The organism is Variovorax sp. GW822-FHT04A09, assembly GCF_058801005.1.
This window is the reverse complement of sequence record NZ_JBXAMV010000001.1, coordinates 1810073-1835948: the sequence shown is the minus strand read 5'-3', so window position 1 is coordinate 1835948 and position 25876 is coordinate 1810073. Positions and strand designations below refer to the sequence as shown.

Genomic DNA, 25876 nt, shown 5'->3' with positions numbered 1-25876 from the left:
GCCGCCACCACCCAGCCCGCTTCGGCGGGTTTTTTGCCTGAAAGGACGGCATGACCATCGTCATTGATGCCAGCTTGGACTGGTCGCTGACCACGATCAAGGTCATCCAAGGTGCGTTGCAGCTCTGCCAATCCATTGGTGTTGGAGAGAAGGTGGAGGATGAGGATGCGGACCTGTGCCTGGACGCGCTGAACGGCGTCATCAAGGAGCTTCCGAGCTACGGCTTCCAATGGCCGCGCATCTCGAACAACCCTGTTGCGATCACGTGGACCATCGGAACGCCAAGCATCGTCACGCCGCCGACCGACTACTTCGGCGTGCCCCTGTTGAAGTACACCGATGCGTCTGGCTCAGCGCGCCCCCTGAAGCAAGTCCCCAAAGCTATCTGGGAGGCCTACGACCTTACGAAGACGGCGGACTACCCGGAGGTGTTCTACGTCTCGCCCGATCTGAGCTTTCACCTGTACCCGGCGCCGACGCAAGAGCCGGGACTGACGCTGAGCTATCAGTCGATCCTGCCGGACGTGATCCTTGCTGGCACGACCAACATCCAGCAGCAGTTCGTCAACAGCCTGCAGTACTTCCTTGCTGATGAGATCTCACTGAAGTACGGCGTGGACCAAACGATCCGTGCGGAAATCTCCGCTCGTGCTGCACAGAAAAAGTTCCTGATGCTGCAATGGGCGACCGACCAGGCGCCGATCAGTTTCACGGTCGATGACTGCGCCTATCCGCGCTCGGGGCCGCTGGAATGGCGATAAGGCCTGTTCCTCTCTTCGGGCTTGGCAACTTCGGCAAGTCGTACAACGTCGATGCGCAGAAGCGCACGAACCTGTACGCCGAGATCCAAAAGGACGGAGAGAAGGGGACTCTGACGCTCTATCCAACGCCCGGTTTGACGACATTCGTCAACTTCGGCGCGTATGCGAGCCGTGGGGCCTGGAAGAAGGACGACATTCTCTACATCGTCAACCGCTTCACGCTGTGGCGCGTGACGAACGATGGGACGATGACCAACATCGGCACGTTGCTCACGTCTGCTGGGCGTGTGGACATGTCGGACAACGGTACTCAGATCATCATCGTGGATGGCCCGAATGGGTACATCTACGACACGGGGACTTCGACGTTTGCGCAGATCACCGACCCGGATTTCCCGGGGGCAGACACGGTGACGTTCCTGAACCAGTACTTCATTGTTCAGAAGCCTGAATCTGGCCGCTTCTATGTTTCGGCGCCGCTTGATGGGCTGACTGGCTGGACCTCGCTGGATTTCGCAACGGCTGAGTCGAATCCGGACAACCTGATCCGAGTCATCGCAGACAACGGGCAGATCGTCCTGTTTGGAAGTGAAACGACAGAGTTCTGGAGCGATTCGGGGGCGCTTGATTTTCCGTTTGCTCGCGTAGGTGCTGCGGCGATTGAGTGGGGCCTTGCTGCGCGCTGGTCGCTGTGCAAGTTCATGGACTCGATGATCTTCTTGCGCAAAAACCGTCTTGGTGCTGTTCAGGTTTGCACCTTGTCGGGTTACAGCGCAGTGCCCGTGTCGAACCCTGAGATGGACTACATCTTCAGCCAGTATGAAGGCGTGTCGAATGCGACTGCCTTTGCCTACATGGTGAGTGGGCATCCGTTCTACCAGATCAGCTTCCCCTCTGCCAATGAGTCGTGGGTGTTCGATGGTCTGAGCCGCGAGTGGCATCGCGCCGAGTCGTCGGGTGGCCGCCACCGTGGCGAGATCCAGATCAATTTTCTGGACAGCTCGTATGTCACCGACTACGAGAACGGCAAGCTATACCGCTTTGAAGACGGCATCTACACCGACGACGGCCAGTCCATCGCGCGCGAGTTGGTGTCTCGCCATCAATCGACCGGTGAATACACATTCCTGTCGAAGCTCTGGATCGAGATGGAAGGCGGTGTTGGATTGCTGACAGGGCAGGGCTCGCAGCCGAAACTGATGCTGCAATACAGCAAGGACGGCGGTCATACGTGGTCTGAAGAGATCTGGCGCGACATCGGCGCGATGGGCCAGTTCAAGTGCCGTTCGCTGTTCCTTCGTCTTGGCCGTGGCCGCGACTGGGTCTTTCGTCTGCGGGTGACTGATCCTGTGAAGTGCGTGTTTATCGGTGCGTGGGCGGAGTTCAACTGATGAAGTCCTACGACATCCCAGGCGGTCAGCCGTTCGATTCTGCCGGCAACTGGACGACTTCATGGGCTCAGTGGCTCAGTCGCACCCATCGTGCAGCACTTGCTTCGCAGCAGAGCGGCCCCACGGCAGAGCGCCCCACGTCGCTCCTGTGGGTTGGCCGCTTCTACTACGACGAAGACCTGGGGCTGCCTGTCTGGCTGCACTCGATCAACCCGATTGTTTGGCACGACGCCGCAGGCGCACCGGCATGAAGGTCAAGTATGGGCAAGGCTTCGCGATGACGAGGCCAGGGGCGCTGCTCGTCTTGGTGGATGGTGAAGTCACGTTCAACGTGCCTGACCGTTCGCCAGCTGCCATTCGCAAGCAGATTCGCGCATGGACGCAAAGCCTTCTTGATCTGCCGACTACTGAGCAGCGTGAGTTTGATGTGCAGCACACGCTGATCGACGGCGTTTACACGCGAACCTTGTTCATCCCGAAAGGCTCTCTTTTGGTTGGAAAGCTTCACCTCAAAGAGTGCGTGAACATCGTTGCGAAGGGCGACATCTCCGTTCTCACTGAGACGGGCATGGGGCGCCTCCAGGCGGGGCACGTCGCAGTGTCAAAGCCTGGCATTCAAAAGGTCGGCTACGCGCACCAGGACACGGTTTTCATCAACGTCTTCAGGACCGACGAAACCGACATCGAAAAGATCGAGGCGGAAGTCGCCACCACTGAATATCAGGAGGAGTTGTCATGAGCGTCGCATGGGTCGGGGCGGGTATTGCCGCCGTAGGGACGGTTTCCCAGATGAGCGCATCGAAGAATGCGGCTTCAGCGCAGCAGGGCGGTTCGGATGCAGCCAATCAGGCCGCGATCATTGCTCAGGCTCAGATGCGCGAAGATCTGTCGCCATGGACCAAGGCCGGAGTTGGTGCACAGAACCTGCTGAGTCGCTACCTTGGGACTGGCGGCGTCGGGTCCAGTGGCGTCACTTCGATGGGCCTTGCAACGGGCTTGACGCCGGATCAGGTGCGCGCTCAGTTGCTCGGCCGCTTTACCCGCCAATCCACCGCGCCGAATGCGGGGCCGATGTATCGCACGGGCCAGGAAGCTATCGACGCTTTGGGACCGCAGGGAGCGAACGACTACTTCCAGCAGCAAGCCAAGAACAATAACGGCTCTTGGACGCAGCCTGGAACTGGCCCAGGGTATTGGGGCAACGAGATTGGCGAAACGGGCTCACGAGAGTGGGTTTCTACGGCGGGGAATGGCAATGACGGGCCTGCCTCCACGATTGACGAAGAAGGCCTGAACGCCGAGATTGCGAAGTACTACGCCGAGCAGAAGGCGCAAGAAGACGCATTGAAGGCCGATCCGACCTATGGATCCTTGCTTCGCCCATATCGCAACGGCGAGGAATTCAGCTTCACCGGCAAAGACCTGTTGACGGACCCGGGATACAAGTTCGGCCTCGATCAGGGAACGCAGGGAATCGAGCGCGGTCAGGCTGCACGAGGCAACTTCCTGTCTGGCGCCGCCATGAAAGACCTCGCTCGGTTCAACGAGGACTACGCCGGCACGAAGTTCAATGAGGGCTTCAGTCGCGCTCGTAGCACCTGGGATACGAACCTTGGTGCATACAACCAGAACCGCAACACGATCTACAGCTTCCTGACGGGCCAGTCTCAATTGGGGCAGAACTCGGCGGCGCAGGTTGGGGCGGCTGGCAATGAGACGGCGGCGGCCGTTGGCGGCAACTTGACTGGCGCGGCGAACACAGCAGCAGCGTCGGAAGTTGCCAACAGCAACGCGTTGCGAGATGGAGCGAATTCGCTTGTGAATGCATTCCGCACGAACAACCCCAGTACTACTCAAGGCTGGAACAGCCTCCTGAGCAATAACGGTGGCGGGTACAGCGGCTATACAGGGTACGTTGGTGGAAACGACCCCATCGCGATCAAAAACTCTTCCATGGGATGGACCTCTTGATATGGCACTCGACCCCAGCATCATTTTGAACCTCGGCAAAGGCGTCACGCCTCTTCTTTCTCAAGGAGAGGTAGACGATCAGCGAATGCAGCGTGAGCTTGGCGGCCTGAAGCTGTCGCAGCTACGCCAGGGCATGCAGGACGACGCCGAGCAGCGCCGGATTGCTCAAGGCACCGCGCCCGAAGGGCTTGCGAGCGCCTACTACAAGGCCGGCCTTGTGAAGCCAGCGCAGGACGCCCTGAAGTTCCAGAACGAACAAAAGAAGTCCGGCCTTGAGACGATGAAGCTTCAGGTAGAGCAGCACTTGAAGAACTACGAGGTCGCTGGTCAGATCATGAACGGCGTCAGGGACCAGGCTACGTGGGAGCGCGCGCGCCAGCAAACGGCACAAATCTTCGGCCCAGAGGCCGCCGCCCAGATGCCGGCCCAGTACGACCCCGCTTTGATCGAGGAGAAGCGGGCGCAGGCAATGAGTGTGAAGCAGCAACTGGAGCAGAAGTGGAAGGAGATGGAATACACCACTCCCAATGCAAATGCGAGGTTGCAAGCCCAGACCTCCGCAGCAAACAATGCCAACACCGTGGCCGCCACGACCCGTGGGCAAGACCTGCGCGCATCCACTGCCGCAACGACTGCCGAGCAGAAGAAGGTTCTCAAGCCCATGCCTGCGGCGGCCCTCAAGATGCAGCAGGAAGGGCTGGATGCCATCGGCACGGCGTCGAGCATCAATGCGGACCTCGGCGCTATTGAGAAGCAGATTCAGGACAAGAAGCTCGATTTCGGTCCGATCTCGAACTTGAAGAACGCCGCACGCAACGCCAGCGGATTCAGCTCGGAGGAAAGCCGCAACTTCGCCTCGTTCAAGTCGAACCTCGAAAAGCTGCGCAACGACTCGCTGCGACTGAACAAGGGCGTCCAGACCGATGGCGACGCCCAGCGAGCCTGGAACGAGCTCTTCCAGAACATCAACGATACCGAGGTTGTGAAACAACGCCTGGCCGAGATCAAGCGTATCAACGAACGTGCGGTGGAACTGCGTAAGCTCGACATCGACAACGTGCGCATCAACTACGGCCACGACCCGATGGACACGAGCGCCTACGCCAAGCAGCCGGCAGCGTTGAACGGCGGGAAGGCTGCATCCAAGGCAACGCCTGATGCCTCGGCTCTTGAGGCAGAGATGCGTCGCCGGGGGCTGCTGAAATGAAGGATCTTTCATCCCTTAGCGATGCTGAGTTGATGGCGGCTTACAAGTCGGTCAAAGACCCGTTCACGTCGGCGCTTTCGGCAGAGGGTGTGACCGGCCCAGTCGCCGATCTCGCCCGCAGCATCTACACGCAGGAATCGGGCGGCGGCAAGAACACCAAGACCTCCAATGCTGGTGCTGTAGGTGGTATGCAGATCATCCCCGCGACGTTCAAGAGCGTTGCTGACAAGGATTGGGACATCAATGACCCGACGCAAAACGCCCGTGCAGGCATCCGGTACGTCAAGCAGCTTTACGAGCAAGCTGGAGGCGATCCGGCCCTTACTGCGGCGGGATACTACGGCGGACCCGGTGGACTTGAGAAAGCTCGCCGGGGTGTGGCCGTGTCCGACCCACGCAACCCCAACGCCCCCAACACGTTGCAGTACGGCGAGCAAGTAGCCGCACGACTGCCGAAGGAAAAGGGGTTGATCCAGCGTGGGGTAGAGGCGGTCATTCCGTCTGCCAACGCAGCCGAGACGCCCGCGAATCCGCTGGAGTCGATGAGTGACGAGGAATTGCTTGCGGCCTACCAGAAGGCCAAGGCGCCCGTAGAGCAGCCCACGCCGCCCACTCCTGCGCCAACCATGGGCGAACGGGTGAGCAGCGCCGCAAAGTTGATGGGGGCTGGAGTCGCCAGGGACATCGGACTGGGCGCACTTCGTGGCTCGGCGCGTATCGGTAACACGATCATCAATGCTGGCACGAAGGCGGGCGCCGACGCGATTGGCGACATCAACGACCCGAATGGCCTGATCGACCCGAAATTCAAGCGGCCTGCGGCTGGCGTCTCCAACTTGGTGACGGGACAGAAGCCAACGAGTCCGGTGGAACGCGAGAACACGGCCCGCAACCAAGGTCTTGCTGAATACGACAAAACGGCCCCGACGAACCTGGCCTATCAGCTGGGCGATGTGGGGGCGCAGATTGCTGGGACTGCAGGTGTCGGTGGCGCTCTGGCAGCTCCGCTCAAGGCTGCTGGAGTGCTGCCGCGACTTGCGCTGGCTCTTGAAACTGGCGGCATGACTGTTGGTGGCGCTCCTGCATCGACCCTAGCGCAGGGGGCGGCAAACCTTGTGCCCCGGGTGCTGGGCGGCGCAATCTCTGGCGGGGCGTCTGCTGGCTTGGTCGATCCGAGCTCAGCACGAACTGGCGCGCTGATTGGTGGCGCACTGCCGGCAGCGACGATGGCTGCAGGAACCGTTGGGCGTGCTATTGGTCGCAGCGTCACTGGCGGTGCGATGGCACCAGAGGTGAAGGTGCTAGCTGACCGCGCCAAGCAACTGGGCATCGATATTCCCGCTGACCGACTGGTGAACAGCAAGCCGCTGAACGCGTTGGCCGGGAGCCTTGAGTACGTTCCGCTCAGTGGTCGCACTGCCACGCTCGACAAGATGCAGGACCAACTAAACGTTGCCTTGTCCAAGACCTTCGGACAGAACTCTGACAACGTGACGGCGGCACTCCGGAAGGCTCAGGGAGATCTGGGGGGAAAGTTCGATCAGGTGCTGAAGTCGAACACCGTGAAGGTCGATCCGCAGTTTGTGAACGATCTAGCCGACGCTGCCAACATGGCGAGCAAGGAACTTGGCACGGACGGCGCCAAGATCATCGGCAATCAGGTTGACGAGATCATGCTGAAGGCGGCGAACGGCGAGATTGACGGTCAAGCGGCCTACAACATCAAGAGGACGCTCGACCGGATTAGCCAGCGCAACTCGCCCGAGGCCTACTACGCGCGTGACCTGAAGTCCAAACTGATGGCTGCGCTGGATCGCTCGCTAGGCCCACAACAGGCCGCCGATTTCGCTCTGGTGCGCAAGCAGTACGGGAACATGCTCGCGCTGGAGAACCTTGCGCAGAACGGTGCAGAAGGGAATATCTCCATAGCTCGCTTGGCGAACATGAAGAACATCAACAACCCTGAGCTTCAAGAGTTGGCTGACATCTCAGCTCAATTCCTGAAACCGCGAGAGGGCGGACACGGCTCAGCACAGCGGGTATTCGGTGGCATGGGGGCACTAGGAACTGGCACAACAGCTGCGATGCTCGGGGTTCCGGCTGTTCCGATGGCGCTGGCTGCTGGTGCTGCTGCTGGACGAGGGGCGAACTCGCTACTGAACAGTCGCATTGTCAAGAACGCCATTTCCGGTACTCCGCAGTCGAATCAGCTACTGCAGTTTGCTCGCAGCCCAGAAGTGGAAAAGCTGCTGTACCGATCCGCTCCCGTGGTCGGTTCTCAGTGACCGTTCATCCCTCGCCAGATCCCATAGATAAAAGCCGCCACCACAAAGGCGATCAGTTTTAGCCACATGAAGTCGGTGAGTTCCACCGGTCGATTTTAAGCACCAAGCCACCTCAGGGTGGCTTTTTCATTCCAGGAGCCTGCATGGCATTTCTCGCCCCCCTCATCAACGACCAGCAGGTGGACGTCAACGGGAATCCGTTGTCGGGTGGAACTATTTGGGTGTACCTGGCCGGCTCTAGCACAGCCGCCGCCACCTACAACGACCGGGACGGCCTTCCCGCGCATGCGAACTCTTGGCCGATCACGCTGAACACCTTGGGGTTGAACTCGCAAGGGGCGGTGTGGCTCGTTGGCGGCCAGGCGTACAAGTTCGTCATCAAAGATGTGAATTTGGTCACGATGCGAACCATCGACTACGTGAGCGGCATCAACGATGCGTTCGCTGCGAACGATCAGTGGGTGGTTTTCAGTGGTGCGCCGACCTACGTGAACGCAATCACCTTCACCGTCCCGGGCGACCAAACGCAGACATTCACGTTTGGCACCAGGGTGAGGACTTCCAACACGGGGGGCATCGTCACTGGGACCGTGGTGCGTTCCGCCTATTCCGCGCCGAACACCACTGTCACCATCATCCCGGATAGCGGGGCGCTGGATTCTGGTCTGTCGCTGGTATCGGTCGGCCTGATCACGGCAATGGACCCGTCACTGCCTGGAACGCTCACCACGCCGCCGTTTCGCAATCGCATCCTGAACGGCGCGCTGCGTTTTGATCAGAGGAATAGTGGAGCATCACAAGCCATCACTGCAGGCGCTGCCATCGCCTACACAACTGATCGCTTCTACGTCTCGTGTACAGGCGCAAACATCACCTCTCAGCGTGTTGCTGGAACGGGTTACCAGTACGCGCAAACGCTCACGGGCGCAGCGTCGGTGACGGCCACGCTTTGGGGTCAGCGGATCGAGTCGAGCAACTGCTACGACTGGGCAAACAAGCGGGTCAACGTGCAGGTTCCCATTTCTGCGGTCGGCATCACCTCGGTTACCTGGAATGCCTACTCCGCAGATGCCACCGACAACTTCACTGCAAAGACGTTGCTCGCCACAGGTTCGTTGACCGTTTCTGCATCAGTCGAAACGAAATTCTTCAGTTTCGCCGCTGGAGCAAATGCAGGGCGGGGTGTTGCCATCGAGTTCGAGACGGGCGCGCTGACGGCGGGGCAGTCCATCACCTTTCAGGGCGCCTTTCAGGCAGAGGCCGATCAGGTCTCCACCTTCGAAAAGATCGAAATCGGCGAAGAGTTGCGCCGCTGTCAGAGGTACTACGAGATAGGCACCACTCAGACAGGAGGCGCCTATCCCACGGGTGGTTCTGGCGCTTCGACCATCTGCGAAATCCCTTTCAAAGCGACAAAGCGCGTTGCCCCGACGATGGCACAGCTCGGCAGCTCTTCGTCTGTGAACTTGTCGGCAAATTCATTCCTCACGGTCGGAGTGAACGGCGCGGGGCTATCAGCGACCATCGGCGCGGCAGTTGGCAACTACTCGCTTTTCCTGGATTGGACGGCTTCGGCTGAACTGTGATGCCAACAAGCAACGACACCCAACCCGGCGAGCTGATTGAGGTCGTGAACAAGCGACTGGACGACGGCGACGCCCGCATGGAGCGCATCGAAAGAGGGCTTGCCACCAACACGGAGGCGACGGCTCGGATCGAGTCCAACACCTCCGACCTGGTGGAAGCCTTCGCGAACCTCAAAGGCGCGTTCAAGGTGCTGAACTGGATCGGCAAATTCGCCCGCCCGCTCGGATACATCGCTGGCGCCATCGCAGCGGTCGTCAGCCTCTACACCGCCTTCAAGGCTGGGACGAGCATCAAATGAGTGCGCGGACCAAGATCGTCAGCACAATCGTCGTTGCCGGCGCCACGCTGGTGGCTGGCAGCCCCTACCTGATGGGCTTCCTGCAGAAGTGGGAGAGCGGAAAGGCCAGGGTGCTAGTGGTCTACGCGGACCATTTGGCTGGCGATCTGCCCACCGTCTGCAACGGGCTCACGCCCCACGTCACGAAGACGCCGATCATCGTTGGAGAGCGCTGGACCGATGAGAAGTGCGAGGCCGAAGAGCGCGCCGCTGTCGTCGCCGTGCAGCAGCGCCTAGCGCCGTGCTTCCGTCGCCCGCCGTCGCAGATGGTCTTCGACATGGCGACGAGTCACGCATGGAACCTAGGGGCCGGCGCAACCTGCAGCAGCGGGGCAATGCAGGCATGGAATCGCGGTGATTGGGCTCGTGGCTGCCAACGCCTCGCACGCGGCGATGATGGCCGTGTGGTCTGGTCCTTCGTGCGCGCCGGCAAGAACGCGGACGGCTCGCCACGATTCAAGTTCGTGCAAGGCTTGGCGAACCGTCGCGCTGAAGAGGCAAAAACATGCGAACCGTCATGACGCGCATCTGCTGCTTCTGCGGCTCAGCCGATCACGAGACACTGGATTGCAAGTGGGGACTTGTACATAAACCGCCGTTTTCTATGCATGTTCTGGCGATGTGTCTATTTTCTCGGGAGAAATGTGCATGAACCTCTACGTACTCCTTGCCATCGTCCTCGGATGGGCTGTCTCAGTCGGCGGGGCCGGCTGGTATGGCATAGGCATTGGTGAGGATCGAATCATCGCCAAGCAGGCCAGCGATGACCAAATCCGCCGAGAAACCAGGGAAGCCTCGCAGCAAGGAGCCGCTGATGCAATCGCCAAACTCAAGCCGGTCAACACGACCATCCGCGCCAAGACCGAGACAATCGTTCGCGAGAACACTGTGTATCGGACTTGCGTCAACACTCCTGACGGCCTGCGGAGCATCAATTCCGCGCTCTCAGGACGGATTCCCGAGCCCTCTGGTGGTCAGCAGCTGCCCAAAGCTGACGGAGCTAAATGACCCGTCGTTCGGCGCTACGGTGCTGAAGCTGGTTGAGGTGGCTGGGCAGTACAACGAGTGCCGGGAGGCCGCGCTTGCCGGTCAGCCTGTGCCAAAGGCGGATTACTCGCTCTGGCCGAAGCGCTAGATGCGCGCCGCGATCTGTTCAGCAGTTTCGCGGTAGTAGGCGTCCATGAGGGTCTTGAGATTCTTGTGGCGGCTGATCCGGGCCAAGGTCATCACATCAAGTCGGCGCGAAAGCATCGTCAGGGCAAAAGCTCTGGCGTCGTGGAATGTTAGGCCATCGATCAGCAACTCGTCGGTCATGTCCGAGAAGGTTGCGCTAGCGTTCCCTGGTGATAGCGTGAATGCCCCGTACTTGGCGAATAGGGCGGCCCCCTTGCGGGCGAGCGGAACCTTCACGGGCGGCGATGATTTCCCGCTGGATTTGTCCCGCTCCAGAACAGCCACTTTCCCCGCGACTCTTGCCCTCAGTATCTCGTTCAGGCGCATGCCTGTATGTACGGCGATATGAAAGGCCCGGATTACCTCCAGCTCTCGCTCATTACGATTTTCTGACCTCAAAACTCGCTTGATGAGTTGCCATGTCCATGTCTGATGTCGGGGCGGGTTGTGCTGCGGTAAACGTAGCCCGGTGCAGGGATTCGATTCCAGCACCTTCCAGTCGTCAGCCGCAGCCCGGAACAGACTGCGCAACACGCTGAACTGCCGGATTACGGTCGAGCCGCTGACCTCTCTAAGTCTGGCGTCTCTCCACTCGCCCAGGCGCACGCTTGAGATCGTCGCAATTGGGGTGTTCTCGCCAAAAAATGCAGCCATCTCCATGAGCCGTCGCTCTTCCCATTCGGCAGCACCCGGGGCCTTTTCGGCGGGCACGATCACCAGGTACTTGGCGGCAGCCTGCGCAAATGTCATGCCCCCAGATCCTTTGAGGGCGTCAAGATCCAACTCCGTGTCTCTGGCCCACTTCATCGCCTCCCGCTTGGTGCGAAAAACCTTGGTCTTCCGGATGCCGTGCTTCTGTACCTCGGCTCGATAGCCGTCGCGGAATTCTCTGATGTAGGCCATGTGCGGGAACGTGTGCGGGATGTTGTGCGGGGAGGTACTGTATCCCGCCGCGTCACAACCACCCGCGCTCCCAGTGGAAAACGACACTGTTTCCTGTTGGTTCCCTGCTGTGAGGCCGCACCACGGCAGCAAGACCTCGTCGAGCGAGGTCTTCCTGGACGCCGTGCGCCCGCGCATCGCGCTCGTGCAGGCCGGCTACCGCAGCCGCTTCGGCCACCCCGCGCCCGAGGTGGTGGCGCGCTACGTCGAACGCGGCGTTCAGGTGGTCGACAGCCCGCGCTGCGGCGCCGCCCATTGGGCGAGCCCGGCGCCGGCCGAACTGAAGTGTGAACGCACGCGCGATCCGCGCTACTGGCGCCACCGCATGCCCTGACGACCCGAAACCTCGAATGCCCTCGCATCGGGCCCAAACCTAGGGCTTCTACTGGCCTCGAACTTGCTAAGCTATGGCTCAAGGAGATTGGTCGTTCCATGCACAAATTCGACGAGATGTATGAGCAGCTCCCCTATGCGGGCGCTGCAATCCGACAGCACTACAAGCGCTACGACCAATGGCTTGCGAAGCAACCCGGTGAGGTGATGCGATCGCGGCGTGAAGAGGCGGAAATGATTTTCCGCCGGGTCGGCATCACCTTCGCGGTGTACGGCGCCAAGGACGAGGACGGCTCCGGCACCGAGCGGCTGATCCCGTTCGACCTGCTGCCCCGAATCATTCCCTCCCATGAGTGGGAGAGCATGGAAAAGGGGCTGGTGCAACGCGTCACGGCGCTCAACCGCTTCCTGTACGACGTGTACCACGACCAGGAAATCATCAAGGCCGGCATCATCCCGGCCGAGCAGATCCTGAACAACGCCCAGTTCCGCCCCGAGATGATGGGCGTGAACGTGCCGCACAACGTCTACTCGAACATCTCGGGCATCGACATCGTGCGCGCCCCCGATGCCCAGGGCAACGGCGAGTACTACGTGCTCGAAGACAACCTGCGCGTGCCCAGCGGCGTGAGCTACATGCTCGAAAACCGCAAGATGATGATGCGGCTCTTCCCGGAGCTGTTCAACCAGAACCGCATCGCGCCCGTCGCCCACTACCCCGACCTGCTGCTCGAAACGCTGCGCGCCAGCGCGCCGCCGGCCACGGCCGAGCCCACCGTGGTGGTGCTCACGCCCGGCATGTACAACAGCGCCTACTTCGAGCACGCCTTCCTGGCCCAGCAGATGGGCGTGGAACTGGTCGAAGGCCAGGACCTGTTCGTGAAGGACGACTTCGTCTACATGCGCACCACGCGCGGCCCGGTGCGGGTCGACGTGATCTACCGCCGCGTCGACGACGACTTCCTCGACCCCGAGGTGTTCCGCCCGACCTCCACCCTCGGCTGTGCGGGCCTCATGCGTGCCTACCGCCAGGGCAACGTCGTGATCTGCAACGCCGTGGGCACCGGCGTGGCCGACGACAAGTCGATCTACCCCTACGTGCCGAAGATGGTCGAGTTCTACCTCGGCGAGAAGCCGATCCTGAAGAACGTGCCGACCTACATGTGCCGCAACAAGGACGAGCTGCAGTACACGCTCGACAACATGAAGGACCTGGTCGTCAAGGAGGTGCACGGCGCCGGCGGCTACGGCATGCTCATCGGCCCGGCCGCGACGCAGGCCGAGATCGAAGACTTCAAGAAGGCCGTCATCGCCAAGCCCGACGGCTACATCGCCCAGCCCACGCTGAGCCTGTCGACCTCGCCGACCTTCGTCGACGCCGGCATCGCGCCGCGCCACATCGACCTGCGTCCCTTCGTGCTCTCGGGCAGCGAGGTGCAGATGGTGCCCGGCGGCCTCACGCGCGTGGCACTGAAAGAAGGGTCGCTGGTGGTCAACTCGTCGCAGGGCGGCGGCACCAAGGACACCTGGATTCTCGAAGCGGACCGCACGGCCAAGCCGAAGGCGGCCACGCAGTCGCAAAGCCAATCGCAGTAGGAGCACCCACGATGCTGTCCCGCACCGCAGACCACCTCTACTGGATGTCGCGCTACACCGAGCGTGCCGAGAACACGGCGCGCATGCTCGACGTCAACTACCAGACCTCGCTGCTGCCGCAGTCGGCCGAGGTCGCCAAGTACGGCTGGCAGGGCGTGCTCTCGATCAGCGAATTGCTGCCCTGGTACAGCAAGAAGTACGACCAGATCACGCCCAACGAAGTCATGGAGTTCATGGTCAAGGACGAGAGCAATCCGTCGTCGATCGTCTCCTGCCTGAAGGCCGCCCGCGAGAATGCGCGTGCCGTGCGCGGCGCGCTCACCACCGAGGCCTGGGAAACGCAGAACACCACCTGGCTCGAAGTGAACCGCATGCTGCGCGCCGGCGATTTCGAGCGCGACCCGGGGCAGTTCTTCGAGTGGGTCAAGTTCCGCTCGCACCTGTCGCGCGGCGTCACGCTGGGCACCATGCTCCAGGATGAGGCGTTCTACTTCTCGCGCCTGGGCACCTTTTTGGAGCGTGCCGACAACACGGCGCGCCTGGTCGACGTGAAGTTCCACGCGCTCAACAGCGAGTTCTTCGGCGCCGCCACCGAGGAAGACCAGGAGTACGACTTCTATCACTGGAGCGCGATCCTGCGCAGCGTCTCGGCCTTCGAGGTGTACCGCAAGGTGTACCGCGACGTGATCAAGCCCGAGCGCGTGGCCGAGCTGCTCATTCTTCGCGCCGACATGCCGCGCTCGCTGCACGCGAGCCTGGTCGAGGTGGTCAACAACCTCGCGAAGGTGCAGAACGAGCAGAGCGCCGAAACCCAGCGCCGCGCCGGCAAGCTGCTGGCCGACCTGCAGTACGCGCGCGTCGACGAGATCCTGGCGACGGGCCTGCATGCCTACCTCACGCAGTTCCTCGACCGGGTGAACGAGCTGGGCGGGCGCATCAGTCAGGACTTCCTGGTGCCGGCGCACTGACGGTGCATTGAATCGACGTCCTGCGGGCCCAGGCCGGCCCCGGGACCTCGCACCCCCGGCGGTAGCATTCGAGTTCGATCTCGATCCAAGTTGCTGACCGCAGGGAGTTCTCATGAAGAAATCAATGCTTGCCCGTGATGGCAAGTGGAAGGCCGCCGCCCTGGCGGCTGTCGCGTTGCTCGCCGGCTGCGACCAGGCCGCCTCACCGAAAGAACAAGCCTCCGCGCAGGCATCGACGGCCGTCGTCGTCGATGCCGTCACGGGATTGCGCTGGCTGCGCTGCGCCCTGGGGCAGACCTGGCAAGATGGACGTTGCGTCGGCGAGGCCGAAGCCCTGAGCCTGATGGACGCGCAGGAGCGCGTGCAGGCGCTCAACGCCAAGGGCCATGAAGGCATCTCGCAATGGCGGCTGCCGACCATCGTGGAGCTGGCGGCGCTGCGGCGTTGCGACCATGGCCTGGTCGACGAGACCTTCACGCTCGAACTGAGCCCCGAACGGGAGCCCGTCACCGTGCCCCGGTGGTGCGCCCGCGAAACCTCCGTTCCCACCATCGACAGCGCACGCTTTCCCGACACACCGCTGCGCAAGTTCTGGTCGGGCTCGGGCAGCGAGGCCGCGCAGCACTTCTATGCCGTGGATTTCAGCAATGCATGGATCGGCCAGAACGAGGCGGCCGAGGCCACCCACGCCGTGCGGCCGGTGGCCGATCGCTGACCTTCAGCTACTTCTACTTCGAGAACGACTCGACAGTCACCGGAATCTCCGGCGCCTGCCACCGGTAGGCATCGCCCAGCACATTGCGTTCGGGCTTCTGCCCGCTCCAGCGGATGCCCAGCAGGTCCATCAGGCTCCAGCCGGCCCAGTCCGCGCGAAAGGGCTGCTGCGTGGCGGCGTCGGTGGGCAGCGGCTCGCGGTTGCGCCAGACGACGGCCGGGATGCGGTAGCCCGAGGCGGTCGCGGGGCTGTGGCCTGCACGGTCGCTGCCGTGGCCGACTTCCTGGCCGTGGTCCGACAGGTACATCCAGGCGCGGTAGTCGTCCGGCTTGCCGGTGCTGCGGGTCTGCTGCAGCAGTTCCGACACCACGAAGTCGTGGTACAGCAAGGCCGCGTCGTACTCTTGGCGGAAGTGGCGCACCCAGGCCGAGCGGCCGTCCTTCACGAGGCCGTTTTCGACCGCGTCGACGCTGTCGTCGAAGGGATTGGCGTTCTCGGGAAAGCGCAGGCTGTAGTGCGGGTGCGCGCCCATCAGGTGGACCACGATGAGCTTGCGCTCGGTGCTGGTGTCGGCAAAGGCTTCCTGCACGCAGTCGAGGATCTCGCCGTCGAGCGAGGCGCTGGCACGGCCCGGTGTGCGGTTCACCATGTCGACGACGTCGGCGTAGCGCGCGTGCTGCTGCTCGATGGCCAGGTCGTCGTGGTTGCTGATCCACCAGACCTTGTAGCCGGCGGCGCGCGCCAGGGCCAGCAGGTGGGGCGGGCTGTCGCCGTTCCCGTTGTTTCCATTCGCGGGCTGGCCGAAATGGAACATGTTGCGCAGCGCGGGCAGGGTGCTCGCGTCGACCGACCACGCGTTGCGCAGCACGGCCATGCGGTCGCCTTCCTGCGCCTTGTGCGCCTGCAGGCGCGGCGTGGTCGGGCGGCCGTAGCCGTACAGGCCCATGTTGTCGCGGTTGATGCTGTCGGTGATGACGAGCACGACCGTGGACGGTCCCTCGCGCGTGATCACCGGTGCGATCTGCCGGGCCTGGGCCATCTGCGCATCGCGGGTCTTCTCCTGGTCGGCCCAGGCGGCGCGCTGGTCCTGCAGCGACTGCGACCACTGGGTCCAGAAGACGACCGGGTGCAGCCGGCGCCAGGGTTTGCTCACGTAGGCCACGCAAGCGGCGAGCAGGATGAGGAGCAGCAGCGAGCGCGCCCAGAACGGCCGACGCGCACGCGGCGCCGTGGCACCGCGTCGAGCGAACAGGCCCGCCAGCAGGCCCGCCGCCACGAGCGCGGCCGACCAGACGACGGCGGAGCGCCAGTGCATGCGCAGGTACTCGGCGCTTTCCCGCGCGTTGGTGTTGGCCGCGGCGCCCAGCACCATGGCGCTGTCGGGCGCGGCCTGATAGGTGTCGAGCAGGTAGGCGCGGACCACGGCATCCAGGCCGAAGCCCATGACCCAGAGCCACACCAGCGCCGTGCGCCAGCGCCGCAGGCGTGCGCTGTGCAGCGGCCACAGCAGCCAGAGCACGGGCGGGGCGGCAAGCACCGCGAGCTGGGCGATGCGGCGGCCGTCGTGGCCCAGGGCGATCAGCGCCAGCAGCGTCGCGCCGACCACGCCGCAGGCCAGCAGGGCGCTGGAGGGAGGACGCGGGGCGTCGATGGCGGGATGTGTCAAGCGCGGCGCGGGGGAGTCGAGGGCGGGCGAATTCTGCCCCGCACCCTGCCGCGACACGGCCAGTGTCCCGACCCTTGCGGGGTCTTTGGAGTGCGGCTCAGGGATATCCCCACGGAACTTATCGGCGCTCAGCGTCCCAGAGGGGGGCTTCGACCGGCATTTGCCGGACCTCCCGTGTCTTCTCGAAAGGAACCCTCGCCCCATGGCCCGATTCAGCCGCCGACTGCCCGCGCTCCTGCTCGCATTCTTCTTCTCGTGGATGGTGTTGCCGTCCGCCTTTGCCGCGCAGCCGCAGATGGTCAGTGTCGCGGTCAAGACCCTGAACATGCGCACCGCCCCCAGCCAGCGCGCCGAGGCGCACTGGACCGTGAGCCGGGGCTATCCGCTGCGCGTGATCGGCCGCAAGGGCGACTGGCTGCGCGTCACCGACTTCGAGAACGACAAGGCCTGGGTCTTCCGTTCGATGACGAGCAAGACGCCGCACCACGTCGTGAAGGCGAAGACCGCGCAGCTGCGCCGCGCGCCCGGCGCGCGCAGCCCGGTCGTGAAGAAGGCCGTGTACGGCGACGTGCTGCGCACCCTCGAGCGCCGCGGCGACTGGGTGAAGGTGCGCCACGAAGGCGGCGCCACCGGCTGGGTGCTGAAGCGCTCCCTCTGGGGCTGGTAAGCCCGCGCCCGCTCAGGTCGCGGTCGCCTGGCGCACCGCGCGCTCCCAGCGCGCCATCGATTCCTCGGCCTGCGCGCGGCCCATGGTCGGCATGAAGCGGCGCTCCACCTTCCACAGCTTCGAGAGCTGGCGCGCGTCGGTGTAGACGCCGGTCGACAGTCCCGCGAGGTAGGCCGCGCCCAGCGCGGTGGTCTCGACCACCTCGGGCCGCACCACCGGAATGCCCAGCAGGTCGGCCTGGAACTGCATCAGCAGGTCGTTCACGCTCGCGCCGCCGTCCACGCGCAGCTCGGCCACGGGCTTGCCGCCCGCGGCGACCGCGTCGCGGCTCATGGCCTGCAGCAGCGCGGCACTTTGGTACGCGATGCTTTCCAGCGCGGCGCGCGCGATGTGCGCGACCGTGGTGCCGCGCGTGAGCCCGGTGATCGTGCCGCGCGCGTCCGCGTCCCAGTAGGGCGCGCCCAGGCCGGTGAAGGCCGGCACCATCATCACGCCGCCGGCGTCGGGCACGCTCTCGGCCAGCGACTGCACCTCGGCGCTGCCCTTGATGGCCTTGAGGCCGTCGCGCAGCCACTGCACCACGGCGCCGCCGACGAACACACTGCCTTCCATCGCGTACTGCGGGGTCGCGTCGGTCTGCGCGGCGCTGGTCACGAGCAGGCCGTTGTGCGAGGGCTGGAACGCGCCGCCCGTGTGCATCAGCAGGAAGCAGCCGGTGCCGTAGGTGTTCTTGGCCATGCCGGCCTCGAAGCAGGCCTGGCCGAAGAGGGCGCTCTGCTGGTCGCCGGCCACGCCGCCGATGGGAAGCGCGTGGCCCAGCAGGGCGGCGTCGGTGTCGGCAAAGTGCGAACTGGACGGCTGCACCTTCGGCATCAGCGCGGCGGGGATGTCCAGCGCCTTCAGCAGGTCGGCGTCCCAGTCGTTCGTGTGCACGTTGAAGAGCATCGTGCGCGAGGCGTTGCTCACGTCGGTCACGTGCACCTTGCCGCCGGTGAGCTGCCACATGAGCCAGCTGTCGACCGTGCCGAAGGCGAGTTCGCCGCGCTCGGCCTGGGCGCGCGCGCCGGGCACGTGGTCCAGCAGCCAGCGCAGCTTGGTGCCCGAGAAATACGCGTCGATCACCAGCCCGGTCTTCTCGCGGATGGTGTCGCTCAGGCCCTGTTCGCGCAGCTGCGCGCACAGCGGCTCGGCGCGTCGGTCCTGCCAGACGATGGCGTGGTGCACGGGCTGGCCGGTGGTGCGGTTCCACAGCACGGTGGTCTCGCGCTGGTTGGTGATGCCGATGGCGTGGATGTCGGCGGGCTGCAGCTTCGCCTTGGCCAGCACCTCGCGCGCGGTGGCCAGCTGGCTGCGCCAGATTTCCATCGGGTCGTGCTCGACCCAGCCGGGCTGCGGGTAGATCTGCGTGAGTTCCTTCTGGGCGATGGCGACGATGCGGCCTTCGCGGTCGAACACGATGCTGCGCGAGCTGGAGGTGCCCTGGTCCAGGGCAAGCAGGTAGGTGGTCATTCGATGAGTCTGATGGGGTTCAGTTGTCGCGCGCGATCTCGAGGCGCACCTGCGCGGCGTGCAGCAGGTCGGGGAAGGGCGGCGGCGGCGCGGCGTCGGTGAACAGGCGGTCGATCTGCGAGAGCGTGCCCAGCTGGATCATGGCCGGCCGGTTGAACTTGCTCGCGTCGGCCGCCAGCCACACCTCGCGCGCCTGGGCAATGATGGTCTGCGCGACCTTCACCTCGCGCAGGTCGAAGTCGCGCAGCGAGCCGTCGGCCTCGATGCTCGACACGCCGATGAGCGCGATGTCGACCTTGAACTGGCGGATGAAGTCGATGGTGGCTTCGCCCACCACGGCGCGGTCGCGCGGGCGCACCGAGCCGCCGGCCACGATCACCTCGCAGGCCGTGTTGCCGCTGAGGATGGTCGCCACGTTCAGGTTGTTGGTGATCACGCGCAGGCCCGTGTGGCGCATCAGCGCCTTGGCGATGGCCTCGGTGGTGGTGCCGATGTTCAGGATCAGCGAGCAGTCGTTGGGCACCAGCTCGGCCACGCGGCGCGCAATGCGCGCTTTTCCGTCGGCATTGAGCGTTTCGCGCTGCTGGTAGCCGATGTTCTCGGTGGTCGAGCTGGGCACGCGCACGCCGCCGTGGAAACGCGTGAGCAAGCCCGCATCGGCCAGCCGCTGCACGTCGCGCCGCACGGTCTGCAGCGTGACGCCCAGCATGTCGGCGAGCTGTTCGACGGTGACGGAGCCGCGCGCGCGCACGGTGTCGAGGAGGTTGATCTGGCGCGGGTTGGAGTTCACAGAGGCGTCGTGGAAAGCGGAAAGACTGGGGTCGAGGGTACAGGCCGCGTCACTTTAAAACGAAAGAAAACGAAGCCGAGTAAGGGAAAACTCGGAGGAAAATCGCGCCAAAAGGAATCCAAATGAAAAAACGCGAAAATACAATCTCGGCCTTTGCTGACAAAAGTCACGAACCTACGGACCTCCAGCCTGTGACCGATTTCTCCTCTCCAGCGGCCGAACCCGCCACCGATTGCGATGTGCTGATCGTCGGCGGTGGCATCAACGGCTGCGGCATTGCGCGCGACCTCGCCGGCCGGGGCTGGCGCGTGGTCCTGTGCGAGAAGGACGACCTGGCCTCGCACACGTCGTCGTCTTCCACCAAGCTGATCCACGGCGGGCTGCGCTACCTCGAGTACTACGAGTTCTCGCTGGTGCGCAAGGCGCTGCAGGAGCGCGAGGTGCTGCTCAAGAGCGCGCCGCACATCATGTGGCCGCTGCGCTTCGTGATGCCGCACGACCCCTCGATGCGCCCGGCCTGGATGATCCGCATCGGCCTGTTCATGTACGACCACCTCGCCAGGCGCGAGGTGCTGCCGCCGTCGCGCGGCATCGACCTGCGCCAGCACCCGGCCGGCGCGCCGCTCAAGGCGCAGTACAAGCGCGGCTTCGTGTACTCCGACGGCTGGGTCGACGATGCGCGGCTGGTGGTGCTCAACGCCATCGACGCGCGTTCGAAGGGCGCCGAAGTGCTCACGCGCACGCGCTGCATCCATGCGCAGCGCGGCGCCGACGGCTGGGTCGCCACGCTCGAAGGCCCCGATGGCGCGCACCGCACCGTGCGCGCGCGCGCCGTGGTGAACGCGGCCGGCCCGTGGGCCGAATCCTTCCTGCGCGGCGTGGCCCAGTCGGCGCGCGGCGAGGCGCTGGCCACCAAGAGCCTGCGGCTCGTGAAGGGCAGCCACATCATCGTGCCGCGCCTGTTCGACCACGACCACGCCTACATCTTCCAGAACCCCGACAAGCGGATCATCTTCGCCATCCCTTACCAGGGCGCGTTCACGCTGATCGGCACCACCGACATCGAGATCAGCGGCGACGACCCCGGCGCCGCGCGCATCGCGCAGGAAGAAATCGACTACCTGTGCACCCAGGCCAGCCGCTACTTCGACAAGGCCATCGTGCCGGCCGACGTGGTCTGGACCTACTCGGGCGTGCGCCCGCTGCTGGACGACGCCTCGGGCGACCCCTCGGCCGTCACGCGCGACTACCTGCTCGAGTCGAACACCACCGCCGCGCCGCTGCTGTCGGTGTGGGGCGGCAAGATCACCACCTTCCGCAAGCTGGCCGAGGATGCGGCCGACGAGGTCGGCAAGATGCTCGGCCAGTCGAATGCCCAGCGCCCGGCCTGGACCGACGGCGCCTTCCTGGCCGGCGGCGACCTGTCGGCCTGGATCGGCGCACCCAAGCGCCCCGACGACGACTTCAGCCGCTTCGTCGCCGCCGTGCAGGCCAAGTACCCCTGGCTCGACGCCCAGGTCGCGCTGCGGCTGGCGCGCGGCTACGGCGCGCGCGTGGCCGAACTGGTCGGCGAGGCGCAATCGCTGGCCGACATGGGCGCCGAGGTGGCGCCCGGCCTGTACGAGCGCGAGCTGCGCTTTTTGCAGGCGCGCGAATGGGCCGTGAGCTCGGACGACGTGCTCTGGCGTCGCACCAAGCTCGGCCTGCACTACACGCCCGCCGAGCGCGAGCAGGTGGCGATCTGGCTGCAGGCCAACGCGAAGAACAACAACGACACCGTGGAAGTGGAGGTGAGCTGATGCAGCTGACTCTGGAGCGCGTCACCAAGAAGGTCGGCGCGCAAACCTGGCTCTACGAGCAGAGCATTGCGCCGAAAAGCGGCGCGGTGACCGTGCTGCTCGGCGCCACGCAGGCCGGAAAGACCAGCCTGATGCGCCTCATGGCCGGGCTCGACACGCCCAGCACCGGGCGTGTGCTGGTGGACGGCAAGGACGTCACCGGCACGCCGGTGCGTGAGCGCAACGTCGCGATGGTCTACCAGCAGTTCATCAACTACCCCTCGCTCAAGGTGGCCGACAACATCGCCTCGCCGCTGAAGCTGCGCGGCGAGTCGAACATCGACGCGCGGGTGAAGGCGCTGGCCGACAAGCTGCACATCGGCATGTTCCTCGACCGCTATCCGCAGGAGCTGTCGGGCGGCCAGCAGCAGCGCGTGGCGCTGGCGCGCGCGCTCGCCAAGAACGCACCGCTGATGCTGCTCGACGAGCCGCTGGTCAACCTGGACTACAAGCTGCGCGAAGGCCTGCGCGAAGAACTCACGCAGCTCTTCGCCACCGGCGACTCGACCGTCATCTACGCCACCACCGAACCCGGCGAGGCGCTGCTGCTGGGCGGCTACACGGCCGTGATGGACGCCGGCGAGCTGCTGCAGTACGGCCCGACCGCCGAAGTGTTCCATGCGCCGCAGTCGCTGCGCGTGGCGCGCGCCTTCAGCGATCCGCCGATGAACCTGCTGGCGGGCACGGCGGCGGCCGGCCGCGTGCAACTGGCGGGCGGGCCCGCGCTCACGCTGGCCCTGCCTGAAAGCGTGTCGGGCGCGGTCACCGTCGGCCTGCGCGCGAGTGCCTTGAACGTGAACGCGGGGGAGGGCGACGTCGCCTTGCCCGGCAAGGTGGAGCTGGCCGAAATTTCGGGCTCCGACACCTTCGTGCACGTCGATACCGCGGTGGGCGAACTGGTGGCGCAGCTCACCGGTGTGCACCGCTTCGAGCTGGGCGCTTCGATCACGCTGTACTTCAGCGCGTCGCAAGCCTATGTGTTCGATGCCGGCGAAAAGCTGGCACTGGCGCCGGCATGGCGCAAAGGAAGCTAGTCATGGCACGCATCGACCTCGACCTGGCCCACGCCTACCGCGCCAACCCCACGCAGGACAGCGACTACGCGCTGCTCCCGCTGAAGATGAGCTTTCGCGACGGCGGCGCGTATGCCTTGCTCGGCCCCTCGGGCTGCGGCAAGACGACCATGCTCAACATCATCTCGGGCCTGCTCGTGCCTTCGCAGGGCAGCGTGAGCTTCGACGGCCGCGACATGACGCGCGCCACGCCGCAGGAACGCAACATCGCGCAGGTGTTCCAGTTCCCGGTGATCTACGACACCATGACCGTGGCCGAGAACCTGGCGTTCCCGCTGCGCAACCGCAAGGTGCCCGAAGACCAGATCAAGAAGCGCGTCGGCGAGATCGCCGAAATGCTCGACATGAGCGGTCAGCTCAACCAGCGCGCCGCGGGCCTCGCGGCCGACGCCAAGCAGAAGATCTCGCTGGGCCGCGGCCTGGTGCGCAGCGACGTGTCGGCGGTGCTGTTCGACGAACCGCTCACCGTGATCGACCCGCACCTGAAGTGGCAGCTGCGCCGCAAGCTCAAGCAGATCCACCGCGAGCTCAAGCTCACGCTGATCTACGTGACCCACGACCAGGTCGAGGCGCTCACCTTCGCCGAAGAGGTGGTGGTCATGACGCGCGGCAAGGCCGTGCAGGTGGGCAGCGCCGAGGCGCTGTTCGAGCGGCCGGCCCACACCTTCGTCGGCCATTTCATCGGCTCGCCGGGCATGAACTTTTTGTCGGCCCACAGCGCCAACGGTGCGCTCGAAGTGGCCGGCACGCCGCTGGTGCCCACGCGCGAGCTGCCGCCCGGCGCGCTCAAGATCGGCATCCGGCCCGAGTACCTGCGCCTGTCGAACGCGGGTGCCGCCGGCGCCGTGCCTGCGGTGGTGAAGCAGGTGCAGGACGTCGGCACGCACGCGATGCTCAGCGCCGAAGTCGACGGTGGCGTGGTCAAGGTGCGCATGCATTCGGACGAACAGCCGCCCTCGGTGGGCGACACGGTGTGGCTGCGGGTGCTCGACACCCACACCTGCTACTACAAGGACGAGGAACTGGTCGCATGAACCCCACCAACAAGCCGATCAACCAGAAGGCGTGGTGGCTCGTGCTGCCCGTGCTGATCTGCGTGGCCTTCTCGGCCATCGTGCCGCTGATGACGGTGGTCAACTACTCGGTGCAGGACATCATCTCGCCCGACCGGCGCGTGTTCGTCGGCACCGAATGGTTCGCCGCCGTGATGCGCGACGACGAGCTGCACCAGGCGCTGTGGCGCCAGCTGGGCTTCTCGCTGTCGGTGCTGCTGGTGGAGATTCCGCTGGGCATCGCGCTCGCGCTGTCGATGCCGGCCACGGGCTGGAAGTCGTCGGCGGTGCTGGTGGTGGTGGCGTTGTCGCTGCTCATTCCATGGAACGTGGTGGGCACCATCTGGCAGATCTACGGCCGTGCCGACATTGGCCTCTTGGGCCATGCGCTGCAGGTCATGGGCATCGAATACAACTACACCGGCAGCGCGACCGACGCGTGGCTCACGGTGCTGGTGATGGACGTGTGGCACTGGACGCCGCTGGTGGCCTTGCTCTGCTACGCCGGCCTGCGCTCCATTCCCGACGCCTACTACCAGGCCGCGCGCATCGACGGCGCCAGCAAGTTCGCGGTGTTCCGCTACATCCAGCTGCCCAAGATGCGCGGCGTGCTGATGATCGCGGTGCTGCTGCGCTTCATGGACAGCTTCATGATCTACACCGAGCCCTTCGTGCTGACGGGCGGCGGGCCGGGCAATGCGACCACCTTCCTGAGCCAGTACCTCACGCAGAAAGCCGTGGGGCAGTTCGACCTCGGGCCGGCGGCTGCGTTCTCGCTGATCTATTTCCTGATCATCCTGCTGTTCTGCTTCGTGCTCTACAACTGGATGCAGCGTGTGGGCACGCAAGAGGTGGAGAAAGAACAATGAACGAAAAGCGATTCCACAAGCGCAGCATCTTCTTGCTGCTGTACATCCTGTTCGCGCTGCTGCCCATCTACTGGATGGTCAACATGAGCTTCAAGACGAACGAGGAGATCCTGTCGAGCTTCTCGTTTTTCCCGCAGCAGCTCACCTGGGCCAACTACGCGCGCATCTTCACCGACGAGTCGTGGTACTCGGGCTACATCAACAGCCTGATCTACGTGGCGATCAACACGGTGATCTCGCTCACCGTGGCGCTGCCGGCGGCCTATGCGTTCTCGCGCTATTCGTTCCTGGGCGACAAGCACGTGTTCTTCTGGCTGCTGACCAACCGCATGACGCCGCCCGCGGTGTTCCTGCTGCCGTTCTTCCAGCTGTACAGCACGGTCGGCCTCATGGACACGCACCTGGGCGTGGCGCTGGCGCACCTGCTGTTCAACGTGCCGCTGGCGGTGTGGATTCTGGAAGGCTTCATGAGCGGCATTCCGCGCGAGATCGACGAGACGGCGTACATCGACGGCTACTCGTTTCCGCGCTTCTTCCTCACCATCTTCCTGCCGCTCATCAAGGCCGGCGTGGGCGTGGCGGCGTTCTTCTGCTTCATGTTCAGCTGGGTCGAGCTGCTGCTGGCGCGCACGCTCACGAGCGTGAACGCCAAGCCCATCGTGGCGACGATGACGCGCACGGTGAGCGCCTCGGGCATGGACTGGGCGACGCTGGCCGCGGCCGGTGTGCTCACCATCGTGCCCGGCGCGATCGTGATCTGGTTTGTGCGTCACTACATCGCGAAGGGTTTCGCGATGGGCCGCGTTTAAGGAGGTCGAAAGATGTTCGACTGGATGGTCTGGACCACCCCGGTGGCCGTTTTCTTCAGCTGTATCGCGCTCATGCTGGTCGGCATGACGGTGTGGGAATTCAAGTCGCCCACCACGATGCGGCGCGGCTGGCTGCCTATTGCCACCACGCGCGGCGACCGGCTCTTCATCGGCCTCTTGTCCGCGGCCTACGTCAACCTGATCTTCGTCGGCCTGGCCGGCAAGGTGCAGGAGTGGCTGAGCCTGGAGGCCGAGCCCTCGATCTGGATCGGCTTCGTGCTGTCGATGTTCGTGCTCGCGCTCGTGATGCGCAAAGGCTAGGCCCACCGATTTCGTC

The 25876-nt window shown here is 64.2% G+C and carries 26 protein-coding genes; 22 read left to right on the top strand and 4 right to left on the bottom strand.

Going from position 1 to position 25876, the window contains the following annotated elements; translation table 11 throughout:
* The first annotated feature begins 50 nt into the window (after window positions 1–50).
* From AC1RLW_RS08290 to AC1RLW_RS08240, 11 genes are all read left to right on the top strand, one after another.
* The gene (locus AC1RLW_RS08290) at window positions 51–761 is read left to right on the top strand and encodes a phage adaptor protein (protein WP_493192729.1); all 711 of its coding nucleotides are present in this window, start codon (window positions 51–53) and stop codon (window positions 759–761) included.
* Entirely contained in the window at window positions 752–2152 is a 1401-nt protein-coding gene (locus AC1RLW_RS08285) for a packaged DNA stabilization protein (RefSeq protein WP_493192728.1), read from the top strand. The genes AC1RLW_RS08290 and AC1RLW_RS08285 overlap by 10 nt, the downstream gene beginning before the upstream one ends.
* The gene (locus tag AC1RLW_RS08280) at window positions 2152–2403 is read left to right on the top strand and encodes a hypothetical protein (RefSeq protein ID WP_354342601.1); all 252 of its coding nucleotides are present in this window, start codon (window positions 2152–2154) and stop codon (window positions 2401–2403) included. The genes AC1RLW_RS08285 and AC1RLW_RS08280 overlap by 1 nt, the downstream gene beginning before the upstream one ends.
* Window positions 2400–2891 carry a hypothetical protein gene (locus AC1RLW_RS08275; protein WP_493192727.1) on the top strand — a complete coding sequence of 164 codons (492 nt, stop codon included), beginning with the start codon at window positions 2400–2402 and terminating at the stop codon, window positions 2889–2891. The genes AC1RLW_RS08280 and AC1RLW_RS08275 overlap by 4 nt, the downstream gene beginning before the upstream one ends.
* Entirely contained in the window at window positions 2888–4123 is a 1236-nt protein-coding gene (locus tag AC1RLW_RS08270; RefSeq protein ID WP_493192726.1) for a hypothetical protein, read from the top strand. The genes AC1RLW_RS08275 and AC1RLW_RS08270 overlap by 4 nt, the downstream gene beginning before the upstream one ends.
* A 1-nt stretch (window position 4124) precedes the next feature.
* Entirely contained in the window at window positions 4125–5330 is a 1206-nt protein-coding gene (locus AC1RLW_RS08265) for a hypothetical protein (RefSeq protein WP_493192725.1), read from the top strand.
* The gene (locus AC1RLW_RS08260) at window positions 5327–7615 is read left to right on the top strand and encodes a lytic transglycosylase domain-containing protein (protein ID WP_493192724.1); all 2289 of its coding nucleotides are present in this window, start codon (window positions 5327–5329) and stop codon (window positions 7613–7615) included. The genes AC1RLW_RS08265 and AC1RLW_RS08260 overlap by 4 nt, the downstream gene beginning before the upstream one ends.
* A gap of 143 nt (window positions 7616–7758) precedes the next feature.
* Window positions 7759–9201, top strand: coding sequence for a hypothetical protein (locus tag AC1RLW_RS08255; RefSeq protein ID WP_493192723.1), 1443 nt, complete (start codon window positions 7759–7761; stop codon window positions 9199–9201).
* Window positions 9201–9500 carry a hypothetical protein gene (locus AC1RLW_RS08250; protein WP_493192722.1) on the top strand — a complete coding sequence of 100 codons (300 nt, stop codon included), beginning with the start codon at window positions 9201–9203 and terminating at the stop codon, window positions 9498–9500. Before AC1RLW_RS08255 ends, AC1RLW_RS08250 begins: the two co-directional genes overlap by 1 nt.
* Complete coding sequence (locus AC1RLW_RS08245; protein WP_493192721.1) at window positions 9497–10060, top strand: lysozyme; 564 nt, start codon at window positions 9497–9499, stop codon at window positions 10058–10060. Before AC1RLW_RS08250 ends, AC1RLW_RS08245 begins: the two co-directional genes overlap by 4 nt.
* 127 nt (window positions 10061–10187) lie before the next feature.
* Entirely contained in the window at window positions 10188–10547 is a 360-nt protein-coding gene (locus AC1RLW_RS08240; protein WP_493192720.1) for a hypothetical protein, read from the top strand.
* A 123-nt stretch (window positions 10548–10670) separates the two neighbouring features.
* Here the strand turns inward: AC1RLW_RS08240 and AC1RLW_RS08235 are convergent, their stop codons facing one another.
* The gene (locus AC1RLW_RS08235) at window positions 10671–11615 is read right to left on the bottom strand and encodes a tyrosine-type recombinase/integrase (protein ID WP_493192719.1); all 945 of its coding nucleotides are present in this window, start codon (window positions 11613–11615) and stop codon (window positions 10671–10673) included.
* Between the two features lie 109 nt (window positions 11616–11724).
* Here AC1RLW_RS08235 and AC1RLW_RS08230 point away from each other — a divergent pair, with 109 nt between their 5' ends.
* The 4 genes from AC1RLW_RS08230 to AC1RLW_RS08215 all read left to right on the top strand — a co-directional run bounded on the left by AC1RLW_RS08230 (window position 11725) and on the right by AC1RLW_RS08215 (window position 15266).
* Window positions 11725–11988, top strand: a complete 264-nt coding sequence (locus AC1RLW_RS08230; RefSeq protein WP_493192718.1) for a ComEC/Rec2 family competence protein — start codon at window positions 11725–11727, stop codon at window positions 11986–11988.
* Between the two features lie 98 nt (window positions 11989–12086).
* Entirely contained in the window at window positions 12087–13583 is a 1497-nt protein-coding gene (locus AC1RLW_RS08225; RefSeq protein ID WP_062476766.1) for a circularly permuted type 2 ATP-grasp protein, read from the top strand.
* An 11-nt stretch (window positions 13584–13594) separates the two neighbouring features.
* Complete coding sequence (locus AC1RLW_RS08220) at window positions 13595–14551, top strand: alpha-E domain-containing protein (protein WP_062476763.1); 957 nt, start codon at window positions 13595–13597, stop codon at window positions 14549–14551.
* A gap of 124 nt (window positions 14552–14675) precedes the next feature.
* On the top strand, window positions 14676–15266 hold the full coding sequence (locus AC1RLW_RS08215) for an Lcl C-terminal domain-containing protein (RefSeq protein WP_493192717.1): 591 nt from the start codon (window positions 14676–14678) through the stop codon (window positions 15264–15266).
* A gap of 13 nt (window positions 15267–15279) precedes the next feature.
* Here the strand turns inward: AC1RLW_RS08215 and AC1RLW_RS08210 are convergent, their stop codons facing one another.
* A complete protein-coding gene (locus tag AC1RLW_RS08210; protein ID WP_493192716.1) occupies window positions 15280–16932 on the bottom strand; it encodes a sulfatase-like hydrolase/transferase in 1653 nt (550 codons plus the stop codon).
* Window positions 16933–17134: 202 nt separating this feature from the next.
* On the opposite strand from AC1RLW_RS08210, the gene AC1RLW_RS08205 reads away from it, so the two are divergent.
* Window positions 17135–17599: an SH3 domain-containing protein gene (locus AC1RLW_RS08205; protein WP_095744792.1), complete on the top strand. Its 465-nt coding sequence runs from the start codon at window positions 17135–17137 to the stop codon at window positions 17597–17599.
* 12 nt (window positions 17600–17611) lie between these two features.
* Here the strand turns inward: AC1RLW_RS08205 and glpK are convergent, their stop codons facing one another.
* Complete coding sequence (gene glpK, locus AC1RLW_RS08200) at window positions 17612–19108, bottom strand: glycerol kinase GlpK (protein WP_492695429.1); 1497 nt, start codon at window positions 19106–19108, stop codon at window positions 17612–17614.
* A gap of 19 nt (window positions 19109–19127) precedes the next feature.
* On the bottom strand, window positions 19128–19898 hold the full coding sequence (locus AC1RLW_RS08195) for a DeoR/GlpR family DNA-binding transcription regulator (RefSeq protein WP_062476748.1): 771 nt from the start codon (window positions 19896–19898) through the stop codon (window positions 19128–19130).
* A 122-nt stretch (window positions 19899–20020) separates the two neighbouring features.
* Between AC1RLW_RS08195 and glpD the strand changes: the two genes are divergently transcribed.
* The 6 genes from glpD to AC1RLW_RS08165 are packed head-to-tail and all read left to right on the top strand — an operon-like array spanning window position 20021 to window position 25860.
* Entirely contained in the window at window positions 20021–21697 is a 1677-nt protein-coding gene (gene glpD / locus AC1RLW_RS08190; RefSeq protein WP_493192715.1) for a glycerol-3-phosphate dehydrogenase, read from the top strand.
* Complete coding sequence (locus AC1RLW_RS08185; protein WP_493192714.1) at window positions 21697–22770, top strand: ABC transporter ATP-binding protein; 1074 nt, start codon at window positions 21697–21699, stop codon at window positions 22768–22770. Before glpD ends, AC1RLW_RS08185 begins: the two co-directional genes overlap by 1 nt.
* Window positions 22771–22772: 2 nt before the next feature.
* The gene (locus tag AC1RLW_RS08180) at window positions 22773–23843 is read left to right on the top strand and encodes an ABC transporter ATP-binding protein (protein WP_062476739.1); all 1071 of its coding nucleotides are present in this window, start codon (window positions 22773–22775) and stop codon (window positions 23841–23843) included.
* A complete protein-coding gene (locus AC1RLW_RS08175) occupies window positions 23840–24730 on the top strand; it encodes a carbohydrate ABC transporter permease (protein ID WP_062476737.1) in 891 nt (296 codons plus the stop codon). Before AC1RLW_RS08180 ends, AC1RLW_RS08175 begins: the two co-directional genes overlap by 4 nt.
* On the top strand, window positions 24727–25539 hold the full coding sequence (locus tag AC1RLW_RS08170) for a carbohydrate ABC transporter permease (protein ID WP_062476734.1): 813 nt from the start codon (window positions 24727–24729) through the stop codon (window positions 25537–25539). The genes AC1RLW_RS08175 and AC1RLW_RS08170 overlap by 4 nt, the downstream gene beginning before the upstream one ends.
* Before the next feature lie 12 nt (window positions 25540–25551).
* Window positions 25552–25860, top strand: coding sequence for a DUF2160 domain-containing protein (locus AC1RLW_RS08165; protein ID WP_062476731.1), 309 nt, complete (start codon window positions 25552–25554; stop codon window positions 25858–25860).
* Window positions 25861–25876: the final 16 nt, after the last annotated feature.